Here is a 24364-nt window from a genome sequence, read left to right as displayed (position 1 = left end):
CCTGTGCTTCCCGTACCGACTAACTGTTGCGCATGGTGGATAGGGTGTGTCCTTCTGGTAACGAGCGCAGCCGCCTTCGCCCAGGCCCCGGCGGACTCGCTGCGGGAGTATGACCTCGGCGAGGTCGTAGTCGGCGGCAGGGTGGCGGAGCGCCCGGCGTCGCCCTCGACGCTCCAGCGCATCCCGGTCGCCGCCATCGACCGCCTCGACGCGCCGAGCGTGTCGGACCTCGCACGGCTCGTCCCCGCGGCGCACGTCCAGACCAACTCGCGCGGCGAAACGCTCGTCTACCTCCGCGCCGCCGGCGAGCGGCAGGTCGCGCTGTTCTTCGACGGTGCCCTGCTCAACATCCCGTGGGACAACCGCATCGACCTCTCGCTCCTCCCGGCGAGCGTCATCGGCGGCGTGACGGTGGCGAAGGGAGTGCCGTCGGTGCTGTGGGGCGCGAACGTGCTTGGCGGGGCCGTCAACATGACCTCGCGCGGCCTCGGCGGCGAGGGGCTCTTCACCGAGGTCACCGGCCAGAGCGGGTCGGAAGGCTTCGGCCAGGGGACGGCGACGCACCTCGGCCGGCGTGGCCCGTTCTCGTGGGTCGCCGCCGGGAGCTACGCTCGCCGCGACGGCTTCGCGGTGCCGGGCGACCTCGCCGAGGCAGGACTCATTTTCAGTCAGCCCGCGGGCGGCGTCCGCACCAACACCGACTACCGCCTCGCCAACGGGTTCGCCCGGTTCGCGTTCGAGCCGTCGCCCGCCGCCCGGATCGGCCTGTCGGTGCTGCATGTGGACAGCGAGAAGGGTATCGCGCCCGAAGGCCACCGCGACCCCGACGAGCGCCGCGTCCGCTTCTGGCGCTACCCGACCTGGCGCATGTCGATGGCGATCCTCAAATCGGAGAACCAGATCGGGCCGCGCACGTCTTTTCGCGGGTCCGTCTGGGGGAGCCGGTTCCGGCAGGAGATCGACCAGTTCGGCGGCGTGGCCTACGCCGACCTCCGCGAGCGCCAGGAGGACGAGGACCTGACGCTCGGGACGCGGGGCACGCTGGAGCACCGGTTCGCGCCGGTCACGCTCCGCCTCGCCGCGAGCGTCCTCGGCTCGACCCACCGGCAGCGCGACGTGGACCTCGAGGGCGGGGAGCGCGCGCCGCGCCGCCGGTTCGACCAGACGACGGGCAGCTTCGGCGTCGAGGCCGAAGGCAGCCCGCTCCCTCGCCTCACGCTCACCGGCGGCGCGAGCCTCGACTGGCTCTCGACGCCGGCCACGGACGACGCGCCCGAGCGCGATCCGCTCGTCGACTACGGGCTGACGGCAGGCTCGGTCTACCGGCTCAGTGCAGCCTGGAGCCTGCGCGCCGCCTCCGGCCGGAAGACCCGCTTCCCGACGCCGCGCGAACTCCTCGACGACGGCCTCGGCCGCTTCGCGCTCAACCCCGACCTCCGCCCCGAGTCGTCCCTTCTCGCCGAGGCCGGCGTGCGCCACGAGGGCGAGGTGGTCTCGGGCGAGGCTACCCTCTTCGTCAACGCTACCGACGACACGATCGACCAGCGCGACGTGGTCCTCGAGGGTACCGAGTTCCGGCAGCGCGTCAACCTGGGCCGCAGCCGGATTCTCGGAGTCGAGGTCGCGGGTGCCGTGCGGCCGCTCGCGCGGGTTCGGCTCGACGGGCACTTGACGGTGATGGACGTGCGCGGCTTCGAGGAGGACGGCACCGGCACGCGCCTTTCCGAGAAGCCCGAAGCCATCGGCCGCCTCGCGGCGACCTACACCTCGGGGCGCGGCCTGGGCGCGACGGCCGAGGCCGTCTACACCGGCGTGGCCTACTCGGCCGACCGGGGCCGCTTCGTCCGGCTCGACCCGTCGCTCGTGCTCAACCTGCGGGTCGGATACCGGCTCTCGGTGCGCGCCGTCTCCGCCGAGGTCTTCGCGCGCGTCAACAACCTCACCGACGCGGTCGTGCTGCCCCAGCTCGGCCTGCCGGGGCCGGGGCGGGCGCTGCAGGCCGGGCTCAAGCTGGCGCTGTAGCCGCGGGTTCAATCGGTTCGGCCTGGACGTGCTGGCTGTGCGCGACCGTCGGGGCGGCGAACCACTGCTTGGTCGTCGCCCAGGTCGAGCGGAAGAGGTCGCTCTGCCGGTAGGCGTCGAGCGCGTCGGCGCTCTCCCAGTGGCTGTAGGTGGTGAGGATGTTCGGGAAGCGCGCGTCCCGCCACAGTTCGAGATACCGGCACCCACGGACGGCCCGGATCTGCGGCGCGACCCCGTCGAACATCGCCAGGAAGTCCTCGACGGCATCCGGGCGGAAGGTCATGCGGACGGTGCGGATGAGCACGGGTTCAGAGGACAGGGGACGGAGGACAGAAGACAGACGAAGGCTGAACAAGTTACGGAGCCGGGCACCATTTCCTGGCGTCGCGCATGGCAGCTCCGAGCATCCGACCCACGCCCCGGCTTTGGCTTTCGAGAGCAGCAGCTTCGCCGGCTGTGATGTAGCCACAGTCCCGAGCGGTCTGTATCCAATGCTCGGTCTCGGCGAGCTCGGCGTCCGCGTCGGAGAGCTTGCTGACGAAGTGGGCCTTGTAGCGTCGCTTGTGCCACGCCTCGGCGATTTTGGCACCCACGGAGCGCGACGAGCGACGCACCTGATCGGTCAGCGCATACCGCTCCTCTCGGGGGAACTGCTTCGTTAGCTCGAAGACACTCCGTTGGAGATCAAAAGCCGCTCGGTACATCCTCAACTCTGAAAAATGCCTCAGTGCTTTGCGCATCATCTATCCTCCGTCCTCTGTTCTCCGTCTGCCGTCCTCTGAAAGCACCCACTGCCCGACCGAGCACGCCAGGCAGCGGCCATCGGCGCAGCGGGTGCGGTAGAGCTGGTGCAGCCCCTGGGCTTCGAGCGCGTTCGCGGGCTTCGTGCCGAGGCGCTCGTAGTGGCGCGTGACCTCGTCGCTGGCGGCGGGGAGCTGCCGGTAGAGATCCGTCACGCGGGCTTCGAGCGGCGTGTCGCCCGTCTGCTCGGCCCAGAGCAGGAGGACCGGGAAGACGGCGTTGACGAGGATGGCCTCGGCCCGCCTCCGGCCGATGGAGGATGACATCGGTTTGCAGGGGCGGTCGAGCCGGACGTGCGTCGTCCAGAAGGCGGACGGTGCGGCACCGGTGAGGGCTTGGCGGAGCGCGGCGGCCGTCTGCTCGGACTGCAGGGCGTGGACGAGGTAGGCGACAGGGTCCCGGTGAAGGAGGCCGCCGGGAGCAGCGAGCGCCGCGGCCTGGGCGATGCGACGCGCCGGGAGGCTGGGCGCGCGGAGCCGGGCGCGGGTCCAGGCCGTCGCCAGCATCGGGCGGACCGGCTCGTCTGCCGTCAGCCGCTCGAAGCGGTCGCGCAGGCCGTCCACGTAGGCCTCCGTCTCCCGGTCTTCGATCCCCGAGGCGGGCAGCAGCCCCGCCCCCCCGAAGAGCAGCGCCTCGGCGTCGCGGAGGTCGGTGAGCGTGCGGAGCCGGCGGAGCGGGACGCGCCGGGCGAGGCGCTCCATCGGGTCGGCGTTCTTGGCGTAGCCGAGGGCGCGGAGGGTGCGCTCGTAGAGGAGCTGGTCGAGATCGGGGGTAGTCAGAAACGCGTCGGCGAGGGCGTCGCGGCGGGCGGCGAGGCGCGCATGACCGTAGGCCCGGATCAGGTCGCGGCGCAGCGCTTCGGGCGCGTCCGGCCAGTGGGCCGCGCACGGTAGGCCGCGCGTCGGCGTCGCGTAGAAGCGGTGGAGGAGGGCGCGGAGCGAGTCCTGGAGGCGCGGGTAGAGGACGACCTCGGGAAGCACCGTGCCGTCGCTGCGGCGCAGGCGGCCCGTGTGGCGGTCCGCGACGAGCGTGACGTGGAGTACGACCCGGTCGTAGCGCGGGTCCTCGTCGTGCCGGTGCAGGACCCACTCGCCCGAGGTGCGGTGTACCTCCACGTCGCCCGACCACGCGAGGTCGCCGATGCGGAGCCGCGCCCCGGAGAAGTCCGGTCCGGCGTCGGTGTTGAGCGCGCCGGGGTGCCAGACCTCGACCGGGACGCTCTCGGACGTGCGGAGGTCGGCGTGGCGGAAGCGGAGGTGCTGCCAGAGGTCCTGGATGACCGCCTCGGGGACGTGCTCGACGCGCGCGTCCGGCTCGTGAAGCGTGATGAGAAGGTCGCCCGAGGCGTCGTGGTAGGCGACGGGCGGCGGTTCGAGGACGGCAGGCATGGCGAGGTCGGGAGCGTGAGCCCAGGTAGACGCACGCCGACGCCCTGCATAACCTCAGGCGGGAAGGCTGCCCGCAGGGCTTCAGCGCAGCACCGTAAGCCGCCGCGAGACCGCTACCCCGGACCCCTCGGCTCGGACGAGGTAGACCCCGGCGGACAGCCCGGCCTTCACGAACTGCAGCCGGTGCTCGCCCGCCGCGAGCGGCCCCTCATGGAGCACGGCCACCTCGCGCCCGAGCACGTCGAAGACCGTGACCCGGACCTCGGCAGCGGTGCCGAGCACGAGCGGCAGCGTCACCGTCCCATCCGACGGGTTCGGGTAGCTCGGCAGCAACTCAGCGACCGGCTTTCTCGTCTCCGCCGGTCCGTTCTCCGCCGACACCGCCGGGAGCACCGTGCGGAAGACGCCCCCGTCGAAGCCCGCGAACCCGCCGCCCGAGCACGCCGCCCACAGCCGACCGTCCGGCCCGACGACGATCTCGCGTGGCTCGGCCGGCCACTCGGTCCACACCGGGCCGAGGTTCGCCCACGACTGACCGCCGTCCATCGAGCGCCAGACGGGCCATCCGTCGGTGTTGCTCTGGTAGACGTAGACCGCCCCGTCGGGGACCGCGAGCAGCTCGGCCCCGCGTGCGCCGCCGCCGGGGATGTCCCCGATCCGGCTCCACGCTGCGCCATCGGGCGAGGCGTAGAGGCCCGTCGGTTCGCCGCCGGGCTGCCCGCGCTCGACGACGACGAGGAGGCGTCCGGCGTAGGGGCCGGCCGGGATGCGGGCGGACGACCACGCGGCGTAGGCGAGGCCACCGTAGAGCGCGGTAGGCTGCCACGAGCGCCCGTCGTCGTCGGAGTAGGCGATGCCGCCGAAGCCGGTGGCGACGATGCGGCCTGCCGGGAAGTCGGGCGAAGGCGGGATGACGACGAGGTTCGTGGTGCCGAGACCGTCGGTACCCTCGCCGAGGCCCTGGGAGGTCCAGGTTGCGCCGTCGTCGGTGGAGCGTGCGGCGAGGCGTCCGCCGTCAGAGGCGCTGCCACGGGTGCCGAGAAGGAGTGCACCTTCGGGAGTGGCGACGGGGAGGGTGAAGGCATCTTCCTGCTCTCCGTACCACGTTTGAGCCCAGTCGAAACAGTCCAAACCGCTAGCTCCTATGATCGTCAGAATGCATATGGTGCGCTTGGACGTAATAATGATGTCTTTACCATATATACCTGAGGAAAATGCTTCTGCGAAGTCGGCATCACCGGGACGAAGTACATGAATGGGATTACCGATCCCCGAGACGTAGAGGGTGTCGCCATCGAAGAATAGCCCTCCCATATCGAGTAGCGTTCCGACCTGCTTCCAAACGAGCGTGTCAGCCTGGACGGTAAGCGGTTCCTGCGCGAGCGCGCACGGGGTGGTGGTCGGGGCGCCCGCGAGAAGCGCCCCGACCACCAGCGAAAGCAGCCGTCTCATCGGATCACCGCTCATCGGATCACCGTCAAGCGCTGCGTCAGGGCACGCCTGTCATTCACGGTGGCCCGTACCAGATAAACGCCCGACGGCAAGACTGAAGCGTCGAAGTCCATCCGGTGCTGACCCGTCTCCAAACGTCCGTCCGCGAGTACCGAGACTCGACGACCGAGCACGTCGAAAACTGTAACCGAGACCTCAGCGGCAGTAGGGAGCGTGAGCGCGACCGTGGCCTTCCCCGTCACCGGGTTCGGGTAGGGTGCCCCGAGCTCAACGCCCCGCTTTCCCGGCTCCGGCTCCTCCTCGCTCGATACCACGAACACCGGCTCGACCGTCCGGAACACCCCGCCCGTCAGACCTGGGCCGCCCGTGCCCTGGTCCATCCCCAGCCACAGCCGCCCCTCCGGACCTACGACCAGGTCGTTCATCTTGACCGGGTTGCCCACCAGCTCCTCGGCCTCGATCTTGCCGGTGCCCACCCACGTCTGTCCTCGGTCGACCGAGCGGTACACCTGCAGGTCCTCCCGCTCGGTCAGGTACATCCCAAAGAGCACCTCTCCTACCTCATCGTCCGCTACCGCCACGAGCAGCGCCCCGAAGGAGTCGGTCCCCGGCACCAGCCCCACGCGCTGCCACACGGTGCCGTCGGTGCTCTCCCAGACCTCGCCGATGCCCGGAGCCGAGAAGTCGTTGACCGCGGCGTAGAGCGTCCCGCGCCCAGGGGCCGAGCCGCCCCACGGGGCGCGCACGACCGAAGACGCCCGGAAGGCGAACGTCCCGAACACGTTCGTCGCCTGCCACGACAGCCCGTCGTCCGCGGAGTAGGCCAGCCCGCCGTTGCCGCCGGCCACCAGCACGCCCCCGGGCTGCGCGCCCGAGGCTGGCAGACCCGCGAACGTGATCGGGAGGAAGCGCGTGCCGAGCGAGGGGGCCATGTCGATCTCGGTCCAGGTGAGGCCGTCGTCGGTCGAGCGCGCGACGGTGTCCTCGGGGTCGCCGTCGAGGCCGGTGACGAGAGCGCCCTCGGGGGTGTAGACCGGCGCGACGTAGCCGCCGTCAAGGACTCTGGCCCAGGTCTGCCCGTCGTCGGTCGAGCGCTGGATGCTGCTGCCACTGCCGGCCAGGAAGGTGCCCGCGCGCGAGACAAAAATGCTCCGGTTCGCGCGGAGGTCGCCGCGCGGGGCGAGGAGCGTCCAGTCGGCCTCGCCGGGGCGGATCACGAAGAGGCCGTCGTCGCCGTTGGCGTAGACCGCCGGGGCGAGGCCGTCTCCGAGGCCGGCGGCGAACAGCCCCCGCGCCTCCAGGGGCTCGCCGACGAGCTCCCAGGCGAGCGAGTCCCCCGTCGGCTGCGCGCGCACGGGTGGAGCCATTACTAGCGCGGACGCCACCAGCGCGGCGGCGAGAGGGAGCACCACGGCGCGGGCGCAGCATGAAAGGTTGCAACGAGTAGTCATTGGGGAACTCTGGGTGGAAGGCGAAGCGGAGCCGCCAGCGCTCAGGCCGGCAGCCCCGCCGAGAGGTTCAACGGACCCGCCTCAGCGGACGAGGCTCACGCGGCGCGTCAGTTGCCGTGCCTCGCCGGGACCTCCGACCGTGGCGCGGACGACGTAGACCCCGGCCGGGAGGACCGCCCCGTCGAGGGCGAGCGCGTGGCGCCCGGCCGCCAGCGGTCCGTCGTGGAGGAGCGCTACGCGGCGGCCTAGCACGTCGAAGACCTCCACGCGTGCCTCGGCGTCCTCGCCCAGCACCAGCGGGAGCGTCACGCGCCCCGACGACGGGTTCGGGTAGGCCGGGTACAACGCCGTCTCAGCACGCGCCGATCCCGCACGGGCCCACGGGCTACTCGTGCCGTCGGTGACTGCACCGCGCCCGCCGCCGTCGCCTGTGCCCAGCCAGACCGTGTGCTCGCGCTGCATCATCGCCGTCGCCTCGTGCTCGGGCCACGCCGCCACGGCCGCGTCGAGCGCCGCCGTCGCCGCCGCTACGTCCCCGGTCTCTACGGCCTCGCGGTGGCGCGCGGCCCACCCGAACAGGGCGTGCTCCGTCCCGGCGTACTCCGCCGTCAGCGCCGAAGCTGAGACCCCTGCTCCCTCGGTCTCGCCTTCGGCACGCTGGACCTCCACGAGCGCCGAGAGCGCCCACGGCCGCTCGCTCTCGTCCTGGCTCCGCTCGTGCAGGAACCCCGCCAGGCCCTCCGAGGGGCCGCGCCGTGCCAGCCGTGTGAGCGCCGCGTAGGCGCGCGCCGCTGCCTCCGGCGTCGCCGCCGTCTCTACCGCGCTCATGAGCAGAAGGAAGGCGGCCTCGGTCTGCCCGGTGTCGGCCAGACCGAGCGCTTCCCATACCATCGCCGGCACCTGCTCGGGGCCTTCCAGTTCGATGAGCGGCGTACCGCCGGCGAGGGAGGAGCCGCCGGCAGGGGAGGAGCCCCGGCTGCTTTGAGCGAGGTCACAGATGCCCCCGGGAGCCGTGAGGAACGGCTGGTAGGTGTAGGTGCTCGACGCGTCGGTGTCCACGAAGGCGAGGTTCGGCCCCGAGGCGCTGCCCCAGTAGTTGCACCGCGCCCGCACGTCGGAGTCGGTCCGGGCCTTGGCGTGGAGCTCGCTCCCGGTGCGGAGGAAGTTGTTCTGCTCGAAGCGCCCGTTGTTTCCCGCCGCGATGTCGGCGCGGTAGTTAGCCAGGAGCGTGCCGGCCGCGTTGTCGGCGAGGTCGTTGTTCTGCGGCGGTGCGGGGTAGGGGCCGGAGAAGAAGCCGAAGGAGACACTGCCGTAGTAGACGGCCTCCGCGCCGTAGCCTCCCGCGTTGTCCCGGACAACACTGTCGTAGAGTAAGACATCGGCCAGCGTCGCCTTTACCCCGCCGTCCGCATTGTCCCTGACAAAGCTGTCCTCGATGTACACGTAGGCACCGCTCGTGGCGTAGACGCCGTCGCCCTCGTGGTCGAAAATCTCGCTCTCGTTCTTCACCCGGACGAACGCGCTTGCGCCCGAGGCGAAGATGCCGCTGGCGGTCAGCCCGAGCGGGCTGCCAATGATGTCGGAGTTGTCGAGGGTGAAATCGCCGTAGACATAGACCGCCGCGCCGCCGTAGCTCTGCACATCCCGGAGTACGGACCCGGCGGACAAGTTGGCTTCACCGTCAAGTTCGACGCGCAGCCCCTCCCAGCCCTGGCTCGTGTCGTCCGCGTCAAAGGTCGTTCCGCTCGCGTTGAGCGTCCCTTCCACGGTGAGCCGCGCCCCCGGCGCGAACGCGACCTCCACGTCGCCGAAGTCCCACGTCTCGCCGGCCGGAATCAAGAGATCCGCCTGCGGGCTGCCGCCGAATCGTTCCAGTGTGGCTTTGAGCGCTTCGTAGGCGTCGACGCGGCCGTAGCCGCACTCCTGCCCCTCGTCGTAATCGGGGTCTACCTCGACGCACTCGTCGGGGTCGGCGGTGAGGCGGAGAATCTCCCGAACCTGGAGCGCCGTGAGTGAGGGGTTGATCGAACGGACGAGCGCGGCCACGCCCACGACGTGGGGCGCCGAAGCCGAGGTTCCGGCATAAAGCTCACTACTCGACGTGAGATAGTCACCCGAGTTCGTGCCGGAGTCGCCGGTCGGGTCCGTCGAGATGATGCTCCTCTCTCCGCCCGGAGCCGTCACGTCGAGCACGAAGGACTCATCGTCACCGTTCCCGCTGGGTTCGCTGTCCCCGACCGAACTGCCTGGCCACCGCTCGTCGGTGAACAGCGTGGCCCCCACAGCGAGCACGGTCGGATAGGCCGCCGGATAGTAGAGGCGCTCGTAGCTCCCCCGAACGTTGCCTCCCGAAGCGACGACGACCACGCCGAGCGTCTCCGCCAAGTTGACGGCGAGAGGGAAGAAGTTGTAGTTCGTCATGAACCCCGAGGTGATCGAGATCACATCCGCGCCCGTCTCCGCAGCGTACTGGATGCCGCGGGCGATGGACTCGGCGTCCGTTCTGAGGTCGCCGGGCATACCGGAGCGGTAGTACTGCGCGATGACCATGTACTCCGCGCCCGTGCCGGGGTCACCGTTGCCGCCGGCGATGCCGGCCATGCCCTCGAAGCTCCCACCGACGGCGTTGTTGGTTCGGGCGAGGGCTACACCGGCCGAAGCGGTCCCGTGATCCTCGCCGTCGAAGTCGGGGTCGCCGATGTTGGAGGGGTCGGCGTCGCCTGGGCACCCATTGAAGGCCCCTACATTGCCGAAGTCCCAGCCGTTCAGGTCGTCGATGCAGTCGTTTGCGTCGCCGTCGTCCACGCCGCTTTGCCCGTTCGCCTCGAACGGGTTCGTCCACAACCCGCCGACGAGATCGACGTGGTTGTAGTCGGCGGGCGAGTCGATAATGCCGACGACGACCTCCGGCTCGCCGGTCGTGACGCCCCACGCCTCGGGCATGCGGATCTCGCACAGGTTCCACTGCCCGTCGCCGATGCCGTCGCCGTCCACGTCGATGCCGCCGCTGTCCCAGAGCGGATCGCTCGGGATGAACCCGCTCGTGCAGGGGTTGCCTCGGTTGCCGGTAGCGGGACCGGCAAGCACGTCGGCTACGGGGTCCACGCTCCCCGCTACGCCCCCCGGACTCGCGCCCATGACGGAGCCTTGTCCGTTGAAGATGACTTCCTCGACGGACGAGTGCGCCGAGAGGTCGGCCGCAACGACGAGCGGGTTGTGCGCCGTCGTGTCTACGCTCAGGACGAAGTAGTTCCCCGGCAGAGGCGATTCGATGAGATCGACTCCACTGCTCCCGACCACATGGTCGACGGCGGATTGCGTCGGGGTCGCCCCATTCTGGAGACGGACGATGATGCGGTCGAGGAGCGCGAGGTCGCCTTGCTGACCGCCGGTGTAGTGGTACCAGGTGCCGCCGACAAGGCGAACCTCAGAGCCTTTGAGCGTGAGGCGATTCTGCGCGTGCGCGTCGCCCGCGTCGATAAGAAGGGCAGACAAGGTCAAGAGAGAGAACTAAGCGAGCAGGACGCATGGGTTTCACCGGCTAGTGGTGGAGGGTAGCGAAGATGCCACGCAATATGGTACCACATTTTTAATAGGTTCACAAGTACTTCATAAAAAGCAGCCCATTCGCTCCGCCTACACCGTCTGCGAAATGGTTTGCGCGTATGGTATATATCTGTCCCGTATTTTGTGCAGGATCAGGCTGCAGCCTTCTCGCTCGCAACATTACGCAGAGATGCCGAGCGCGTCGCGCAGGCCGAGGGCCGCGTGCCGAGCAGCCTCCGCGAAGTCCTCGCCGTCGGAGGCGTAGAGGATGCCCCGGCTGCTGCTCACGAGCAGCGGTCCTGCGCCTGCCGCATCGACAACCGCTACCGCATCGCCGCCCTGTGCGCCGACGCCAGGGACCAGAAACGGCACCTCGGGATAGGCTGCGCGCAACTCGACCAGCAGCGCAGGCCGCGTCGCCCCGACCACGAACCCGGCCTCGCCCGGCCGGTCCGCGGCGGCCTCGACCGCAAGCCGTGCCGCGTACCGGTAGACAGGCTCGCCGCCGGCCACCAGGTCCTGCACCTCCGCCCCGCTCGGGTTGGAGGTGGCGACGAGCGCGAAAGCGCACCGGCCCTCGGTCTCCAGGAACGGAGTGATCGACTCGCTTCCCATGTACGGCGAGACGGTCACGGCATCGGCCTCGGCCCGCTCGTAGAACGCGTGGGCGTACATCCGCGCCGTGTTGCCGATGTCGCCCCGTTTGGCGTCAGCGATCACGAGCCGGTCGCCGGGGACGGCGCGGACGGTCTGCTCGAAGACGCGCCACCCGTCGGCCCCGAGCGCCTCGTAGAACGCGAGGTTTGGTTTGTAGGCGCACGCCACGTCCGCTGTCGCCTCGATGATCGCGCGGTTGAAGGCGAGCACGGCTTCGGCGAGCGGGCGGCCGCGGAGCGGCTGCGGCAGCCGGGCCGGATCGGGGTCGAGCCCGACGCAGACGCGGGAGCGGGTGGCGGCTTGGGCCGCGCGAAGGCGGGCGGTGAAGGACAAGGGCGGGAGGAGTGGGAGGAGTGGGAGGAGTGGGAGGAGTGGGAGGAGTGGGAGGAGTGGGAAGAAAAGCCCAGAAATTTACCGACCCCCTCGCGCTCCGCGCCTACCTTTCTGTCCTCTGTCCTCTGTCCTCTGTCCTCTGTCCTCTGTCCTCTGTCCTCTGTCCTCCGCCTCACCGTCCACCGACCACCCGGTCTTTCCAGCGGACCGTCCCGCGCCAGTGGCCGAGGGCGGAGTCGAACGGCAGGAGGCCGCCGAGGAGGAGCGAGACCGGAGCGAGCAGGCGGACCTGAAGGGGGAAGCGGCTGTAGGTGTCTGTACCGACTTTGAGGGCGTAGAGCGAGACCAGAAACCAGGGCGAGACGAGCGGCGGCAGGACGAAGACGCTCCAGAAAAAGGCTTGGGCGGCAGCGAACCGGAGCGGGGTACCCCCCTGGAGCAGGTAGGCGTTTTTCCGGAACCCCGCCCACGCGTCGGGCAGGCTCCGGTACATCCACACTTCGAGATCGTCGTGAAGGTCGCGGAAGACGGCGCGCATGCCTTTCGCCTTGAGGTAGCGCCCGATGTTCACGTCCTCCAGCACCTCGTCCGGCATCGCCGCGTGCGGCTCGTGCCGGTGGTAGGCGCGGGCCCCGACGAGCCAGCACTGCCCGTTGAGCGAGGCCAGCGACGGTGAGGTCGTGCGCGGGGTGAGCGGGAGGGGGAGCGCCGTCAGGATCGCAAACGGGACGAGGCTCGTCAGCAGCAGCCCGCCACCGCGCAGGTGGGGCAGGCCGCTCACGAAGGCCCCCACCTCGCCCGCCTTCGCCTCGGCCGCCGCCCAGCGCTCCACGAGGCGGCGGAGCGCACCCTCACCCTTCAGCGCGGCGTCGGCGTCGAGGAAGAGGTAGACCTCGCCGCTCGCCTCGCGCGTGGCCTGGTAGAGCGCGTGGACCTTCCCGACCCAGCCCGGCGGCGGCCCGTCGCCCTGCATCTTCCGAACCCCAAACGCGTCGATCACCGCCGCCGTCTCGTCCTCCGACCCGTCATCGTAGACGATCACCTCGAAGTCCGGGTAGTCCTGCGCGCGCAGCGTCGGAAGCAGTCGGCGGAGGTTGTCGGCCTCGTTCCGTGCCGGGATCAGCACCGACACCCGCGGCAGCGGGCTGGGGGCCAGGCGAGCGCGCTTCGTCCGCCACAAGTAGGCGAGGTTGACCGCGAGGATGCTCAGGAAGACGGCGTGGAGGCCACCGAGGACAAGCATGCCGGGCAGGGCCGGGCGGGCCGGGAGGAGTGGGAGGAGTGGGAGGAGTGGAAATAAAAGGCACGAAAGTTACCGAGACATCCGCGCAGCGCGCTGACGCTGCTTCCCATTCCGCCCGTTCTCCCCATTCCTCCCATTCCGCACCGAAGGTGCTACGGTGGGTCGGTCAGGAACTGGTGGAAGAGCGGGGGCGGGCCCTGAGCGAGCAGGCGGTCGCGCACGCGGTCCGTGTTCGGGCGGCCGAGGACGCGGAGCGTGTACCAGAACCAGACCTCGGGCTCGAACGGGGAGAGGCCCGGCACCGAGCGCGACCGCACGATCCCGCGCAGCCGCTCGAAGAGTTCGAGCGCTTTCTCGGGGCTTCGCCCGAAGATCCTCGGCCGGTAGAGCATCGACTGGCCGGCGACGAGGAGGACGTAGGGGTCGTCCGGGTCGAGGGCGCGCGCGCGGTCGAGCAGGGCGTCGGAGCGGATGCCGTAGACAGGCATCTTCCACGGCGGGGCCTCGCCCGCCCGGTAGGCCCAGAGCGCGGACAGCAGCGCGAAGTCCTGGGCCGTCGCGCAGGCGTTCTCCTCCGGGAGATCGTCGAGGTACTGCGCGTCGAGCGTGAGCGGGTAGAGCCGGTAGCGGTAGAGCAGGTCGTCGCTCAAGCTGCGGACCGCGCTGCCGTGCAGGCGCACCAGTCCGTCGGAGTCGTTGTGCGCGTACAGGCTGGCGAGCGTATCGGGCGGCGTGCTGGGCAAGCTGTCGGGAAGGGGCACCGTCAGAAGCAGGGCGAGGAGCAGCGTCATGCGGGGCGGGGTGCGTGGAACGGAGTGCGGGCGGGCTTGGTGTAGCGCTCGACCTCGCGCGTCACGGTATCGTCTCTCAGGTCCAGCGTCGGAGCAGGGGGGCGAGCAAAGATAAATCCCATCGCTCGTCGGCGCTTGGCGTGCCGTCGAGCAGTACCTCCCCGTCGCCGGGGGTAACGCCGCGCAGCGCGTCCAGCGTATGCCCGAGCCGGGCATGCTCGCCGCCGTCGGGGGCGTCGTGCGGCGCGCCGCCCGTCATGAGCGCCGTCGGCCGGTCCTCGCCCCACCACGTCACCCGGAGGCCGACCGGCCACCACTGCACGGCGTCGGGGAAGAAGCGCGCGAGCCGGGTGAAGCGCTCCGGGGGGAACGCGGCCAGCCCGGCGTCCGGCGGGCCGAGTTCGCCCTCGGGGAAGTACAGAAAGACCGGAGGCGGGTGCGCGCGGAGGCGGCGGGCCGTCTCGCGGATCGTGGCGAGGCGGCGGCGCGGGTCGTCCGGCGGGAACGGCAGCGCGCCCAGCGGCCCGAAGAGCGGGACGCGCTCCCACTCGTTCATCCACAGCATCGGCGGGCGGCCGAGGACGCGGCGGGTGAGCAGCCACAGCAGGTAGCCATCGAAGAAACTGTGGTGGTTCGTGTAGAGGACGAGCGGCCGCTCCGGGTCGAGCGTACCGTCCGTCCAGGGCTTCGGCCCGAGCCAGACGACGCGGCGGAAGTCGGACCGCAGCGAGCGCTCGATGAGCCGCGAGACCGCCCAGACGGCCACCCGCTTGCCGACCGGGCCGCCCGAGGTCATGCGTCTGTCTCGGTAGCCTGCTGGAGCGCCCCGCTGGCCCCGAACCGGTGCGCGGCGCTGCCGATCAGGCGCGCGCGGCGCGTGGCATAGCCGTCCTGCACGACCAGCCGCAGCTTGCGCCGGAGCGGGACGATGCCGCGCTGGCGGAGGTTGTCGTAGTGCGCGGCCCGGACCTCGTTCATGATCTCGCGGTACATCCGCGCCGCCGCCGTGATGCCGAGGCGCGACTGCCGGGGGAGCACCGCAATGCCCGCCTCGGCCTCGTCGTAGAGCCGCTCGGCAGCGGCCATGACCGACTCCAGCAGGGCGGCGTAGGTGCCCCCCGGCTCGTGCCCGTTGCGGACAATGCCCAGCAGGCCGGCGCGGGTGACGCCGAAGCGGCGCAGGAGGTCGTCCGGTAGGTAGATCCGGCCGAGCCGTTCGAGGTCCTCGCCCACGTCGCGGAGGATGTTCGTCAGCTGCATCGCGTTGCCGAGCGCCCGCGCCGCCGGCTCCAGCCCGTCGGCGTCACGGCGGCGCTCCACGAGAAACGGCAGCATCATCGCCCCGACGCTCCCGGCCACGCGCTCCGAGTAGGCGATGAGGTCGTCCATGTCGGCGATCCCCCGGTCCTCCAGGTCCCAGGCGGCCCCGTCGAGGAGTTCGTAGAGCGGCCCCGGCCGGAGGTCGAAGCGGTCGTGGACCTCGGCGAGCCGGCGCCAGAGCAGCAGGTCCGGCGGGTCGCCCGCGAGCGTGCGGTCGAGGTGCTGCTGGGCCTCGGCGAGGTCGGCCAGGGCCTGGGCCGGGCTGGCCTCCAGCACCCGCTCGTCGGCAATCGAGTCGACGGTCCGGCAGTAGAGGTAGAGCGTCGCCACCGGCAGGCGGACCCGCGACGGGAGCAGGCGCGTGGCGAGCGAGAACGTGCGCGAGTGGTGGTGGAACGCCTGCCACAGGTAGCGGTCCTCCTCGGCCCGGCTCGCGCGGCCCGTCGGCGGTAGGGGGGGCGATGGGACGCGGGCCGTCATACGCGCGCCACCTCCGGCGCGGACCGCGTCGGCAGCAGCCGCCCACCTCGGCTCCCGACTACAGCGAGGGCAACGCCGAGCGCGACGAGGCCGATCAGCCCGGCCAGCGGCAGGCCGTAGAGCAGACAGATCAGGACGGGGAAGATCACGTTCAGCGCATAGAGCGTCGGGGCCCACGCCGGTGCCGACTGCAGCCCGCCGAGGAGCCGGTCGAAGCCCCACACGATCAGGAGCGAGGTCACGAACCAGCCGGCCCAGTTCGAGAGCGGCATCCCGAAGAAGATGCCCTCGGTCTCGTACGTCCAGAACGGGAATGCCTTGCTCATTGCCGGGTCCAGCGCCACGTCCCAGAGCACCATGAAGACCGCGCCCCAGACGATCGTCGCCGTCGTCCCGACCTTCATCCGCCGGGCGAGGTCGTAGGCGATGATCGCGACGGCGTACCACGAGGGCGGGATGAACCACGGTACGTGCCCGGCGAGCTTCGCGCCGAGGTAGTCGCCGTAGGTGTAGGCTCCGAAGGGGAAGCCGGTCTGCGTCCCGAGGAGTTCGGCGACGGCCCCGATGGCGCTGCCCCAGAGCAGAAAGAGGACGGAGCGCGTCCACCCGAGGTCCGGCAGGTAGAGCAGGAGGGAGAGCACCGGCAGGAGGGCCATGTAGACCCACGTCGGCCCCTTGATGAGTGCGTCGAGGTCCAGGCCGAGGTTGGCGGCGATCCAGCCGAGCGCGACGCCCGCCTGGGCCGGGAAGAAGTTCAGCAGCACGGTCCCCGCCACGCTGAACAGGATCGACCCGGCGAAGAGGGCGAGGCAGAGCAGGAACAGCCGGTGCGTCGAGGCGGTGCGGGGCGGAGGCGTGGGCATCGGGCGGGAGGCGGGGCGGCCAGGCGGTTGGGCAGGGAGCGACGAGGCCGGGTCCGCGGGGTTTCGGGGGACGGTGAAAATAAGGGCGGCGGGCGCTGCGTGGGAAGATCGCATCGCGCCCTCCTCGGTCGAACTAAGCCGGAGACTCTGCGTGTAGGGGGCCACCCTTGCCTGCACGCGGCACGTCGCCTGTATCTAACCCAAGTTGTGCCCTATTCGCTCGCCGTGCCGGTGGACCGCAGACGACGGACGGCAGACCGCCGTGGGTGCCGGAACCGGCGGTCTGCCGTCTGCGGTCCGGGGTGGTAGCCCTCTCGGAGTTGTACCACGCAACTTGGGTTATCTAACTTCTGGCCTCAGCCAATCACGCCAGCCGCCCGCCCATGCAGACGCCCAACCCCGACGCCCTCCGCGACGTCTGCTCCGGCCGGAGCGGCGTCAACCAGGACACGCTCGAAGCCGTCCTCTCGCTCGCCGTCGAGATCGCCCGCGAGGGACGCGAGGGGCGCAAGATCGGGACCCTCTTCGTGGTCGGGGATACCGAGGCCGTGCTCGCCCACAGCCGACCGCTCGTCCTCGACCCGCTCCTCGGCCACCCCGACGAGGCCCGCCGCGTCGCCGACCCCGCCTTCCGCGAGACGGTCAAAGAGCTCGCCCAGCTCGACGGCGGGTTCGTCGTGACCGACGACGGGGTCGCCGTCTCGGCCGCCCGCTACATCGACGCCTCCTCCGACGGCGTCGACATCCCGATGGGCCTCGGGAGCCGCCACATGGCCGGGGCTTCGATCACGCTCCGCACCGGGGCCGTCGCCGTCGTGGCTTCCGAGAGCGCAGTCGTGCGGATGTTCGACCGGGGCGAGATCGTCGCCGAGGTCATCCCCGAGGTGTGGATGCTCCGCCGCTACGCCGGGGCCGACGGCCTCGCGGGCCTCCTCGGCCGCGGGGCCGAGCGCGCCGAGACCGGCGACGGCGCGCTCGTCGTCAGCCGCCCCTCGGACGGGCAGGGCGTGCCGGTTCAGGAGCGCCGCCGCCTCGCGCTCCCCGTCAGCGACCGCGACCACCGGCGCGGCCCGGACGACGCGGCCGTGACGGTCCTGATGTACGGCGACTTCGAGTGCCCCTACTGCGCCCGCGTCCACGGCTTCCTCGACACCTTGCTCGACGAGCGGGACGACCTCCTCGCCGCCTACCGGCACTACCCGCTCGTCCGCGTCCACGCACACGCGCAGCGCGCGGCCGAAGCCGCCGAAGCCGCCGGGGCACAGGGCCAGTTCTGGGCCATGCACGACGCCCTGATCGCCCACCAGGACGCCCTCAGCGACGACCGCATCGACGCCCTCGCCGCCGGCCTCGGCCTCGACCTCGACGCCTTCCGCGAGCACCTCGACACCGACGCCTTCGCCGACCGCGTCCGGGCCGACTTCAAGAGCGGTGTCCGCAGCGGCGTCGACGGCACGCCGGCCCTGTTCGTCAACGGCGAGCGTTACGAGGGTCGCCTCCGCCTCGACCCGCTGCGCGCGGCCATCGAGGCAGTGGCGGGGTGAGCTTCAGGAGCGGAAGAGCGGAAGAGCGGAAGAGCGGAAGAGCGCAGGAAAGCTGAGAAAGGTAGCGAGGCCGTTGTGCTCTGCGCCAACGCCCTCTTCCTTTCTTCCGCGCCTGACCCCTTCCGCTCTTCCATCCATTCTCCCCACTCCGGTTCGGGCCGCTCGTCTACCTTCTAGCCCCCCTCCTCATCCCGAACCCTACCCCATGCCCGACCTCGACACGATCGTTTCGCTCTCCAAGCGGCGCGGCTTCATCTTCCAGTCCTCCGAGGTCTACGGCGGCCTCTCGGCCGTCTACGACTACGGCCCGCTCGGCGTCGAGCTCAAGCGCAACGTCCGCGAGCGGTGGTGGCGCGCGATGGTCTACCGGCACGACAACATCGAGGGCATCGACGCGGCGATCCTGATGCACCCGACGGTGTGGAAAGCGTCGGGCCACGTCGACGCCTTCAGCGATCCGCTGATCGACGACAAGGCCTCGAAGATGCGCTACCGCGCCGACCAGCTCATCGAGGGTCACATCGCGAAGCTCCGCAAGAAGGGCAAGGACGACCGTGCCGACGCCGTCTACGACCGGCTCGTGGACGCTCTCAACGCCGACGACCCGTCGGGCGCGCTCCACGCCGTCATCATGGACGAGGAGATCCGCAGCCCCGACTCCGGCGCGTTCGACTGGACCGACGTGCGGCAGTTCAACCTGATGTTCGAGACCCACATCGGCCCCGCGGCCGACTCCGAGAGCAAGGTCTACCTCCGGCCCGAGACCGCGCAGGGCATCTTCGTCCAGTACCAGAACGTCCGCGAGACGGCCCGCCTCCAGGTCCCGTTCGGCATCGCGCAGATCGGCAAGGCGTTCCGCAACGAGATCGTGGCGCGGCAGTTCGTGTTTCGGATGCGCGAGTTCGAGCAGATGGAGATGCAGTACTTCGTCAAGCCCGGCGAGCAGATGCCGGCGTACGAAGCATGGAGCCAGAAGCGGATGGACTGGCACCTCGGCCTCGGCGTGCGCGCCTCGAAGCTGCGCTGGCACCAGCACGAGAAGCTCGCCCACTACGCCGACGCCGCCCAGGACGTGCAGTACGCCTTCCCAATGGGCTGGCAGGAGGTCGAGGGCATCCACAGCCGCACCGACTACGACCTCGCCCGGCACCAGGAGTTCAGCGGCAAGAAGATGGAATACTTCGACCCGCAGAGCCAGGAGCGCTTCGTGCCCTACGTCGTCGAGACCTCCGTCGGCCTCGACCGGACGATCCTGATGGTCCTCTGCGACGCCTACCGCGAAGAAGAAGTGGACGGCGCGAAGCGGTCGGTGCTCAAGTTCCACCCGGAAATCGCGCCCTACACCGCCGCCGTCTTCCCGCTCGTTAAGAAGGAAGGCATGCCCGACGTGGCGCACCGGATCGAGGACGACCTCCGCCGGCAGTTCAACGTCTTCTACGACGAGAAAGGCTCCGTCGGCAAGCGCTACCGGCGGCAGGACGAGATCGGCACCCCGTTCTGCCTCACCGTCGACGGCGACACGCTCGAGGACCAGACCGTCACGATCCGCGACCGCGACTCGATGGTGCAGGAGCGCATCCCGGCCGACAACGCCCGCCGCTACATCGCCGACCGTATCGCCGAGTGGCAGCCAGACGAGGAATAGAGGCCGTACCTTCGGACAATGGCAGGCAATTTGCAAAGGTTCGGTGAAGCAGTCACCAGCCCTCGCGTGCCATGCCCGCGCTTGACCTCGCGCTGTTCACCGGCGCCCATGACGAAGAATCCACCCGCTACCGGGTGCTTCACGGCCTCCAGGAAGCCCGCCGCGCGTTCGGCGAAAACGCCGTCTATCCGCACCTCGCCGACCTGATTCACCTCCACGAGGCGATGCAGGAAGTCGCGGACGGGTCGGACGCGCTGCGCGGGCGCGGCCAGATCACCGGTATCGATCTGAACCAGGGCACGCTGCGCTACGAGCCGATGGATGAGCCTGCGTTTCTTTTTGAGACCCTGATCGCGTGGGCCTCGCCGCTCGTCGAGGAGGTGATCGAGGAAGGACGGGCCATCTTCGACTTCGTGGACGAGCACACCGAGGTCGAGGCCGTCGGGATCGTGCCGTCGTACCAGGACGAGGGGTACCTGCTCGTCCCCGACAGTGGCGTGGTACGCATTCTTCGCTACGCGGTGTCCATCTTCACGCGCCACGACGAGCGCTTCCGCAGCCTCCGCACGGCGGCGGTCGGGACGGCCTCGGCGGACGCGCAGGCGCACGACCTCAAGCAGCGCCTCGTCGCCGAGCACCCCGACCTGCCGGCTCCGGCCACCTACCGCCTCGCCACCGACCTCGACTTTCCCGTCGAGGCGACGATCCTTCCGGTGGCCAAGCGGAAACTGTTGCAGTACCTCGCCTTCGGCGGCTCAGCCGGCACCTGCTAGCCGGTCGGCGGCCTCGAGGCCGGTCTCGAGCGCGTCGCCCACCGAGATGCCGCCCCGCGTGTTGCCCGCGAAGTGCAGACCGGGATTCGCAGCTTCGAGGTGGCTGAGGGTGCCGAGTACGCGGTCGTAGTCGGTGTCGTACTGCGGGATCGCCCGGTCCCACCGCTTCCGGTGGACGAACACCGGATCGCCGCGCACGCCGAGGAGCGTGCCCAGGTCGCGGAGGGCGAGCGCCACGAGGTCGTCGGTCGGGAGCAGCGCGTCGGCCGCGTGCCGGGTGCCGCCGGCGAAGCAGGTGAGGAGGACGTGGCCCTCGGGTGCGCGGTTCGAGAAGAGGGTCGAGGAAAACAGCGCGCCGAGGAGGCGGAACGGCTCGCGCTCCGGGATGAGGACGCCGAACCCGTCGAGGGGGTGCGCCACGTCGGCGCGGCGGAAGCCGAGCGCGAGGACTGAGACGGCGGAGTGGGACACCGGCGGCACGGCCCGCCCGGCTTCAATCTCCGGCAGCCGGTCCAGCGGGGCGGCCCACACGACGCCGTCGAACCGGCCCTCGCGCTCCCCGCCGTCCGCTCGGGTCGTCAACGTCCAGCCTTCGCCCGTGCGCTCCAGCCCGGTGACTGAGGTCTGCAACCGGACGGCATCGCCGAGGCGGTGGGCGAAGGCGTCGGGGAGGGCTTGCGCGCCGCCAGCGAAGGAGAACGGGCGCGCCGAGAGGCGTGGTCCGGGGGGGCGGGTACGCATCCGGTGGACGAGGCCGCGCGCGAGCGAGCCACGCTCGCGCTCCATCGCGTGCAGGGCCGGGAAGGCGTGGCGCACCGCGAGCCGCTCCGGAGCGGCCGCCCAGACGCCCGCCACGAACGGGTTGACCGCGTAGTCGAGCACCTCGGCCCCGAGGCGGCGGCGGACGAACGAGGCCAGCGACTCGTCCTCGTCGGTGCCAGCTCGGACGAACGGCTCGGCGAGCAGGCGGAGCTTGGCCCGCGCCGAGAGCAGCGGGGTCGTGGCGAAGCTGCGCGGCGACGTCGGGACCGGAACGAGCCTGCCACCGCGGACCACGTAGCGCGCCTTCGCTGCCTCGCTCGCCCAGACCTGCTGCTCGTCCAGTCCGAGTGCCGCTAGGGTGTTCACCACGCGTTGCGACCGGGCCACGAGCGTGTTCGGGCCCTCGTCCACGAGGAACCCGTCGCGGTGGACCGAGCGGATCACCCCGCCGGTCTCACCCTGTGCCTCGAAGAGCGTGACCGCTGCTCCGCGCTCGCGCAGCCGCCACGCGGCAGCGAGGCCGCTGATGCCGCCGCCGACGACGGCGATGTGTGGGGTGAGGGGGACGATAGGCGTGGAGAGCAAGGTGTAGAAGGAAAGGTAGCGAAGCCATCGCGCTCTGTCTCGACCAGAAGGATAGAAGATGGTAGAGAAGGATAGAAGATGGTAGAGTGGAGGAGAGCGGTCCGTGTTGCATCTTCCCCCTTTCCCTTCTTCCATCGCCGTCTCCCTTCTTCCATCGCCGTCAACCAGGCCGATGCCGAGTGGCTGCTCCGCGTACCGAGGACCGGTACCTCGCGGCGATAGGGCACGTTGCGCTGAGGTCCGGTGCAACGGCGCGCTCGCCGAGCGCGCCCTACCGGAGATAGCCCCACTGGAGATGGCGGGGTAGGGACGCCTCGCCGAGGTGTCTGCTCTGCCAAACCGCTCCGCAAAACACGCGAGCGCCCCACTAACGTGCTCCCGCTCATCGGCGAGCACTTCGCCGCGCTACCCGGCGATGCAGTGGGCCATCGTAGACCGGCACCGGGGCTACGCCCTCGTCCACGACGCGGCGGGGAGACGCTTCGCTCCGGTGCCGGCGGACGCCTCTGCGCCTCGCGCCGAAGAGGGGTATGCGTTCCAGCGGATGTGGCAGACGTACTTCCGAGCGGTCACGATTCCAGAGAGATCTAACCCTCGTCTTCAGCTCCAGCATGTGCCGCGCCGGTACTGGCCTTCGCTGACCGAGATGCAGAGCGAGACCGAGGCGACCAGGACACGGGCAAAGACCAGGACATGGGCAAAGGGTGAGCACACCCGCGAGCCGGACGCGTAAAAAAAGGTTGCGTCTTCGTCCCGGAAGCCCGTATAATCGCGCTGTTGCCCTGTTACAAACCCCCTCTTCCCCCCAACTCCAGCGCGACCCGAGTAAAGAGACGAGGCAAAGGGCACGACCGTCAACACCACTAACCAACGCAATTCGTTATGAAAACCTTGCGCTACTGCCTAATCGCACTCCTCGCGCTAGTTCTGGCTCCGTCCTCCGCCTTCGCGCAGGACTCGAGCGACAGCCTCAACGTTGTTGTTGAAGGCGGCGATACGTACGCCTCGTACGGGATCAGTTTCGGTACTGCCTTCGAGGAGGACACTAACGTCGGCCCGCTCCCCATCGTACTCGCCGAGCCCGACATCGGCTGCGCCGAGGACCCAGACAACCCGGACGCCGATCCGCTTGGGTTCGTCCCGTCCATCGACAACCCTGAGGAGGTGGAGGGCAACATCGTCCTCATCTACCGCGGCTCCTGCCAGTTCTCCACGAAGGTCAGAGGAGCTTCGGCGGCCGGTGCGGCTGCGGTCATCATCGGCAGCACCGTCGACGATGTTCCCAACTTTGGCGGCGACTGCGATCCGTTGGAATGCACCATACCAGCGACTGCCGTCACGATGACCGTCCGCGATGCCCTCACCGTGGAAACTAAGTTCGGTTCAAACGTAACGATCGTCCCGATCAACATCACGCCTCAGGTCTTCCCTCCCCCGCCCTCCACGGTGGGGACGCATGAAACGGGTGAGATCGTCTTCAGCGTCTACGACTACGGCTTCCTCGGTTCGAACGCTAACTTCGCTGCCGAGGGTGATGGAGAGCCGTTCGCCTTCATCGTCCAGGACGACACCACCCAGGGCGGTCTTTTCGTGAGCAGCGTGCTCGTCGCACAGGGGGGCATTGTCAACACCAACCCTTACACGGGGGCAGCACCGGAGTTTGTGAACGTAGCAGACGTGGCACCTATCGGTAGCCTCCCCGATCCTTTCGATCAGGGCTTTACTACGTCGTATGATTCGGAGGAACTGGGTGTGAGCGTAACGCAGCGCTCGTACTCGCGCACAGGAGATTCCTTCGTGATCGTTGAGCTCGAAGTGCGAAACACATCAGGCAGCGCTATCGACGACGCCTACATCGGCATCTTTGCCGACTGGGACATCGTGGATGCCGATGACCCTCCGCCTGGGTCTGATCCCGGAGCTTCTCAGAATGATTCCGGAGGCTACAACGAAGACCTGGCTCTGCCCTACGTCTTCGACGACACCATGACCCAGTATTACGGTGTGACAGCCATCGGCGTAGATGGGCTCTCCGGGTACAGCACAGACGCTACCACAGCCGACGACGATCAGCTCTTCGCGGCACTCACAGGAGATAATTCGCCTATCGGTGACCCGGCTGAGCGGGCTGCCGTCACCGGTACGGGTCCGTACGACATTGGCGCAGGGGCTAGTGTGACGGTTCGGTTCGCCTACGTAGCGGGCACGACGGAGGCAGAGCTCTTCGCCAATGCGACCGAAGCTCGGATGTTCACTGTGGACGTTGAGGAGACGACGCAGGCGGGCACGTTCCGCCTCGAGTCGGCCTACCCGAACCCGTTCTCGTCCAAGACGACAATCGGCTTCGACCTCCCGACGGCACAGGATGTGAGCCTCGTGGTCTACGACGTGCTCGGCCGCGAGGTCGCCACGCTCATCGACGGCGTCCGCCAGGCCGGCCTGCAGACGGTCGAGTTCGACGCGGCCAGCCTGCCGAGCGGGGTCTACGTCTACCGCCTCACGGCCGGTGCGACGCAGCTCAGCGAGCAGGTCACGGTCGTGCGCTAGCACAGCCTGGCCTCGGTGCGGCACGCCGCGTGCGTGCTCCACACTGGGTCTGACTTAAGGGGCCTTGTCGGCTGACGCCGGCGAGGCCCCTTAGTTGTATATATTTGATAATTATATTCTTATAATAATATTATATTAATGTTTTATAGTAATATTTTTCG

At 69.6% G+C, this 24364-nt stretch carries 19 protein-coding genes; 6 read left to right on the top strand and 13 right to left on the bottom strand.

The annotated features are described in order from the left end of the window. Positions 1–3 precede the first annotated feature (3 nt). Complete coding sequence (locus tag AAGI91_08675) at positions 4–2022, top strand: TonB-dependent receptor (GenBank protein MEM1042688.1); 2019 nt, start codon at positions 4–6, stop codon at positions 2020–2022. Here AAGI91_08675 and AAGI91_08670 read toward each other — a convergent pair. From AAGI91_08670 to cruF, 12 genes are all read right to left on the bottom strand, one after another. Further along, entirely contained in the window at positions 2006–2326 is a 321-nt protein-coding gene (locus tag AAGI91_08670) for an antibiotic biosynthesis monooxygenase (protein MEM1042687.1), read from the bottom strand. The genes AAGI91_08675 and AAGI91_08670 overlap by 17 nt on opposite strands. Before the next feature lie 52 nt (positions 2327–2378). Further along, positions 2379–2726: a four helix bundle protein gene (locus AAGI91_08665; protein ID MEM1042686.1), complete on the bottom strand. Its 348-nt coding sequence runs from the start codon at positions 2724–2726 to the stop codon at positions 2379–2381. Between the two features lie 39 nt (positions 2727–2765). Then, positions 2766–4211, bottom strand: a complete 1446-nt coding sequence (locus AAGI91_08660) for a DUF2851 family protein (protein MEM1042685.1) — start codon at positions 4209–4211, stop codon at positions 2766–2768. An 81-nt stretch (positions 4212–4292) separates the two neighbouring features. Next, the gene (locus tag AAGI91_08655; GenBank protein ID MEM1042684.1) at positions 4293–5342 is read right to left on the bottom strand and encodes a T9SS type A sorting domain-containing protein; all 1050 of its coding nucleotides are present in this window, start codon (positions 5340–5342) and stop codon (positions 4293–4295) included. Between the two features lie 332 nt (positions 5343–5674). Continuing rightward, the gene (locus AAGI91_08650; GenBank protein ID MEM1042683.1) at positions 5675–7018 is read right to left on the bottom strand and encodes a T9SS type A sorting domain-containing protein; all 1344 of its coding nucleotides are present in this window, start codon (positions 7016–7018) and stop codon (positions 5675–5677) included. A gap of 177 nt (positions 7019–7195) precedes the next feature. Then, positions 7196–10609 (bottom strand): S8 family serine peptidase, encoded by a 3414-nt coding sequence (locus AAGI91_08645; GenBank protein ID MEM1042682.1) that lies wholly within the window; start codon positions 10607–10609, stop codon positions 7196–7198. Positions 10610–10840: 231 nt separating this feature from the next. Continuing rightward, positions 10841–11650: an orotidine-5'-phosphate decarboxylase gene (gene pyrF / locus AAGI91_08640; protein ID MEM1042681.1), complete on the bottom strand. Its 810-nt coding sequence runs from the start codon at positions 11648–11650 to the stop codon at positions 10841–10843. A 172-nt stretch (positions 11651–11822) separates the two neighbouring features. Then, on the bottom strand, positions 11823–12893 hold the full coding sequence (locus AAGI91_08635; GenBank protein MEM1042680.1) for a glycosyltransferase: 1071 nt from the start codon (positions 12891–12893) through the stop codon (positions 11823–11825). Positions 12894–13045: 152 nt separating this feature from the next. Beyond that, on the bottom strand, positions 13046–13684 hold the full coding sequence (locus AAGI91_08630; protein MEM1042679.1) for a hypothetical protein: 639 nt from the start codon (positions 13682–13684) through the stop codon (positions 13046–13048). Positions 13685–13760: 76 nt separating this feature from the next. Then, positions 13761–14480, bottom strand: coding sequence for a 1-acyl-sn-glycerol-3-phosphate acyltransferase (locus tag AAGI91_08625; protein MEM1042678.1), 720 nt, complete (start codon positions 14478–14480; stop codon positions 13761–13763). Then, complete coding sequence (locus AAGI91_08620; GenBank protein MEM1042677.1) at positions 14477–15484, bottom strand: phytoene/squalene synthase family protein; 1008 nt, start codon at positions 15482–15484, stop codon at positions 14477–14479. Before AAGI91_08620 ends, AAGI91_08625 begins: the two co-directional genes overlap by 4 nt. Continuing rightward, complete coding sequence (gene cruF, locus AAGI91_08615; GenBank protein ID MEM1042676.1) at positions 15481–16347, bottom strand: bisanhydrobacterioruberin hydratase CruF; 867 nt, start codon at positions 16345–16347, stop codon at positions 15481–15483. The genes AAGI91_08620 and cruF overlap by 4 nt, the downstream gene beginning before the upstream one ends. Before the next feature lie 383 nt (positions 16348–16730). Here cruF and AAGI91_08610 point away from each other — a divergent pair, with 383 nt between their 5' ends. From AAGI91_08610 to AAGI91_08600, 3 genes are all read left to right on the top strand, one after another. Further along, complete coding sequence (locus tag AAGI91_08610; GenBank protein MEM1042675.1) at positions 16731–17891, top strand: thioredoxin domain-containing protein; 1161 nt, start codon at positions 16731–16733, stop codon at positions 17889–17891. A 205-nt stretch (positions 17892–18096) separates the two neighbouring features. After that, a complete protein-coding gene (locus tag AAGI91_08605; GenBank protein MEM1042674.1) occupies positions 18097–19536 on the top strand; it encodes a glycine--tRNA ligase in 1440 nt (479 codons plus the stop codon). A gap of 71 nt (positions 19537–19607) precedes the next feature. Beyond that, positions 19608–20309 carry a hypothetical protein gene (locus AAGI91_08600; GenBank protein MEM1042673.1) on the top strand — a complete coding sequence of 234 codons (702 nt, stop codon included), beginning with the start codon at positions 19608–19610 and terminating at the stop codon, positions 20307–20309. Here the strand turns inward: AAGI91_08600 and hemG are convergent. Then, the gene (hemG, locus tag AAGI91_08595) at positions 20292–21656 is read right to left on the bottom strand and encodes a protoporphyrinogen oxidase (GenBank protein MEM1042672.1); all 1365 of its coding nucleotides are present in this window, start codon (positions 21654–21656) and stop codon (positions 20292–20294) included. The genes AAGI91_08600 and hemG overlap by 18 nt on opposite strands. Before the next feature lie 322 nt (positions 21657–21978). Between hemG and AAGI91_08590 the strand changes: the two genes are divergently transcribed. Together AAGI91_08590 and AAGI91_08585 are read left to right on the top strand one after the other, a co-directional pair. After that, complete coding sequence (locus AAGI91_08590) at positions 21979–22389, top strand: DUF4130 domain-containing protein (GenBank protein MEM1042671.1); 411 nt, start codon at positions 21979–21981, stop codon at positions 22387–22389. 149 nt (positions 22390–22538) lie between these two features. After that, positions 22539–24203, top strand: a complete 1665-nt coding sequence (locus AAGI91_08585; GenBank protein MEM1042670.1) for a PA domain-containing protein — start codon at positions 22539–22541, stop codon at positions 24201–24203. Positions 24204–24364 lie beyond the last annotated feature (161 nt).

It is taken from the genome of Bacteroidota bacterium (genome assembly GCA_038746285.1).
Taxonomy (GTDB): Bacteria; Bacteroidota; Rhodothermia; order Rhodothermales; family JANQRZ01; genus JANQRZ01.
Note: the sequence above shows the minus strand (reverse complement) of the source record. Positions and strands in the feature narration are given on the sequence as shown.

Bases quoted from the DNA above. Each gene is read 5' to 3' on its own strand.
- cruF (MEM1042676.1), bottom strand. From the start codon at position 16,347: ATGCCCACGCCTCCGCCCCGCACCGCCTCGACGCACCGGCTGTTCCTG.
- AAGI91_08630 (MEM1042679.1), bottom strand. From the start codon at position 13,684: ATGACGCTGCTCCTCGCCCTGCTTCTGACGGTGCCCCTTCCCGACAGC.
- AAGI91_08665 (MEM1042686.1), bottom strand. From the start codon at position 2,726: ATGTACCGAGCGGCTTTTGATCTCCAACGGAGTGTCTTCGAGCTAACG.
- AAGI91_08620 (MEM1042677.1), bottom strand. From the start codon at position 15,484: ATGACGGCCCGCGTCCCATCGCCCCCCCTACCGCCGACGGGCCGCGCG.
- AAGI91_08605 (MEM1042674.1), top strand. From the start codon at position 18,097: ATGCCCGACCTCGACACGATCGTTTCGCTCTCCAAGCGGCGCGGCTTC.
- AAGI91_08610 (MEM1042675.1), top strand. From the start codon at position 16,731: ATGCAGACGCCCAACCCCGACGCCCTCCGCGACGTCTGCTCCGGCCGG.
- AAGI91_08635 (MEM1042680.1), bottom strand. From the start codon at position 12,893: ATGCTTGTCCTCGGTGGCCTCCACGCCGTCTTCCTGAGCATCCTCGCG.
- AAGI91_08660 (MEM1042685.1), bottom strand. From the start codon at position 4,211: ATGCCTGCCGTCCTCGAACCGCCGCCCGTCGCCTACCACGACGCCTCG.
- AAGI91_08585 (MEM1042670.1), top strand. From the start codon at position 22,539: ATGAAAACCTTGCGCTACTGCCTAATCGCACTCCTCGCGCTAGTTCTG.
- AAGI91_08600 (MEM1042673.1), top strand. From the start codon at position 19,608: ATGCCCGCGCTTGACCTCGCGCTGTTCACCGGCGCCCATGACGAAGAA.
- AAGI91_08625 (MEM1042678.1), bottom strand. From the start codon at position 14,480: ATGACCTCGGGCGGCCCGGTCGGCAAGCGGGTGGCCGTCTGGGCGGTC.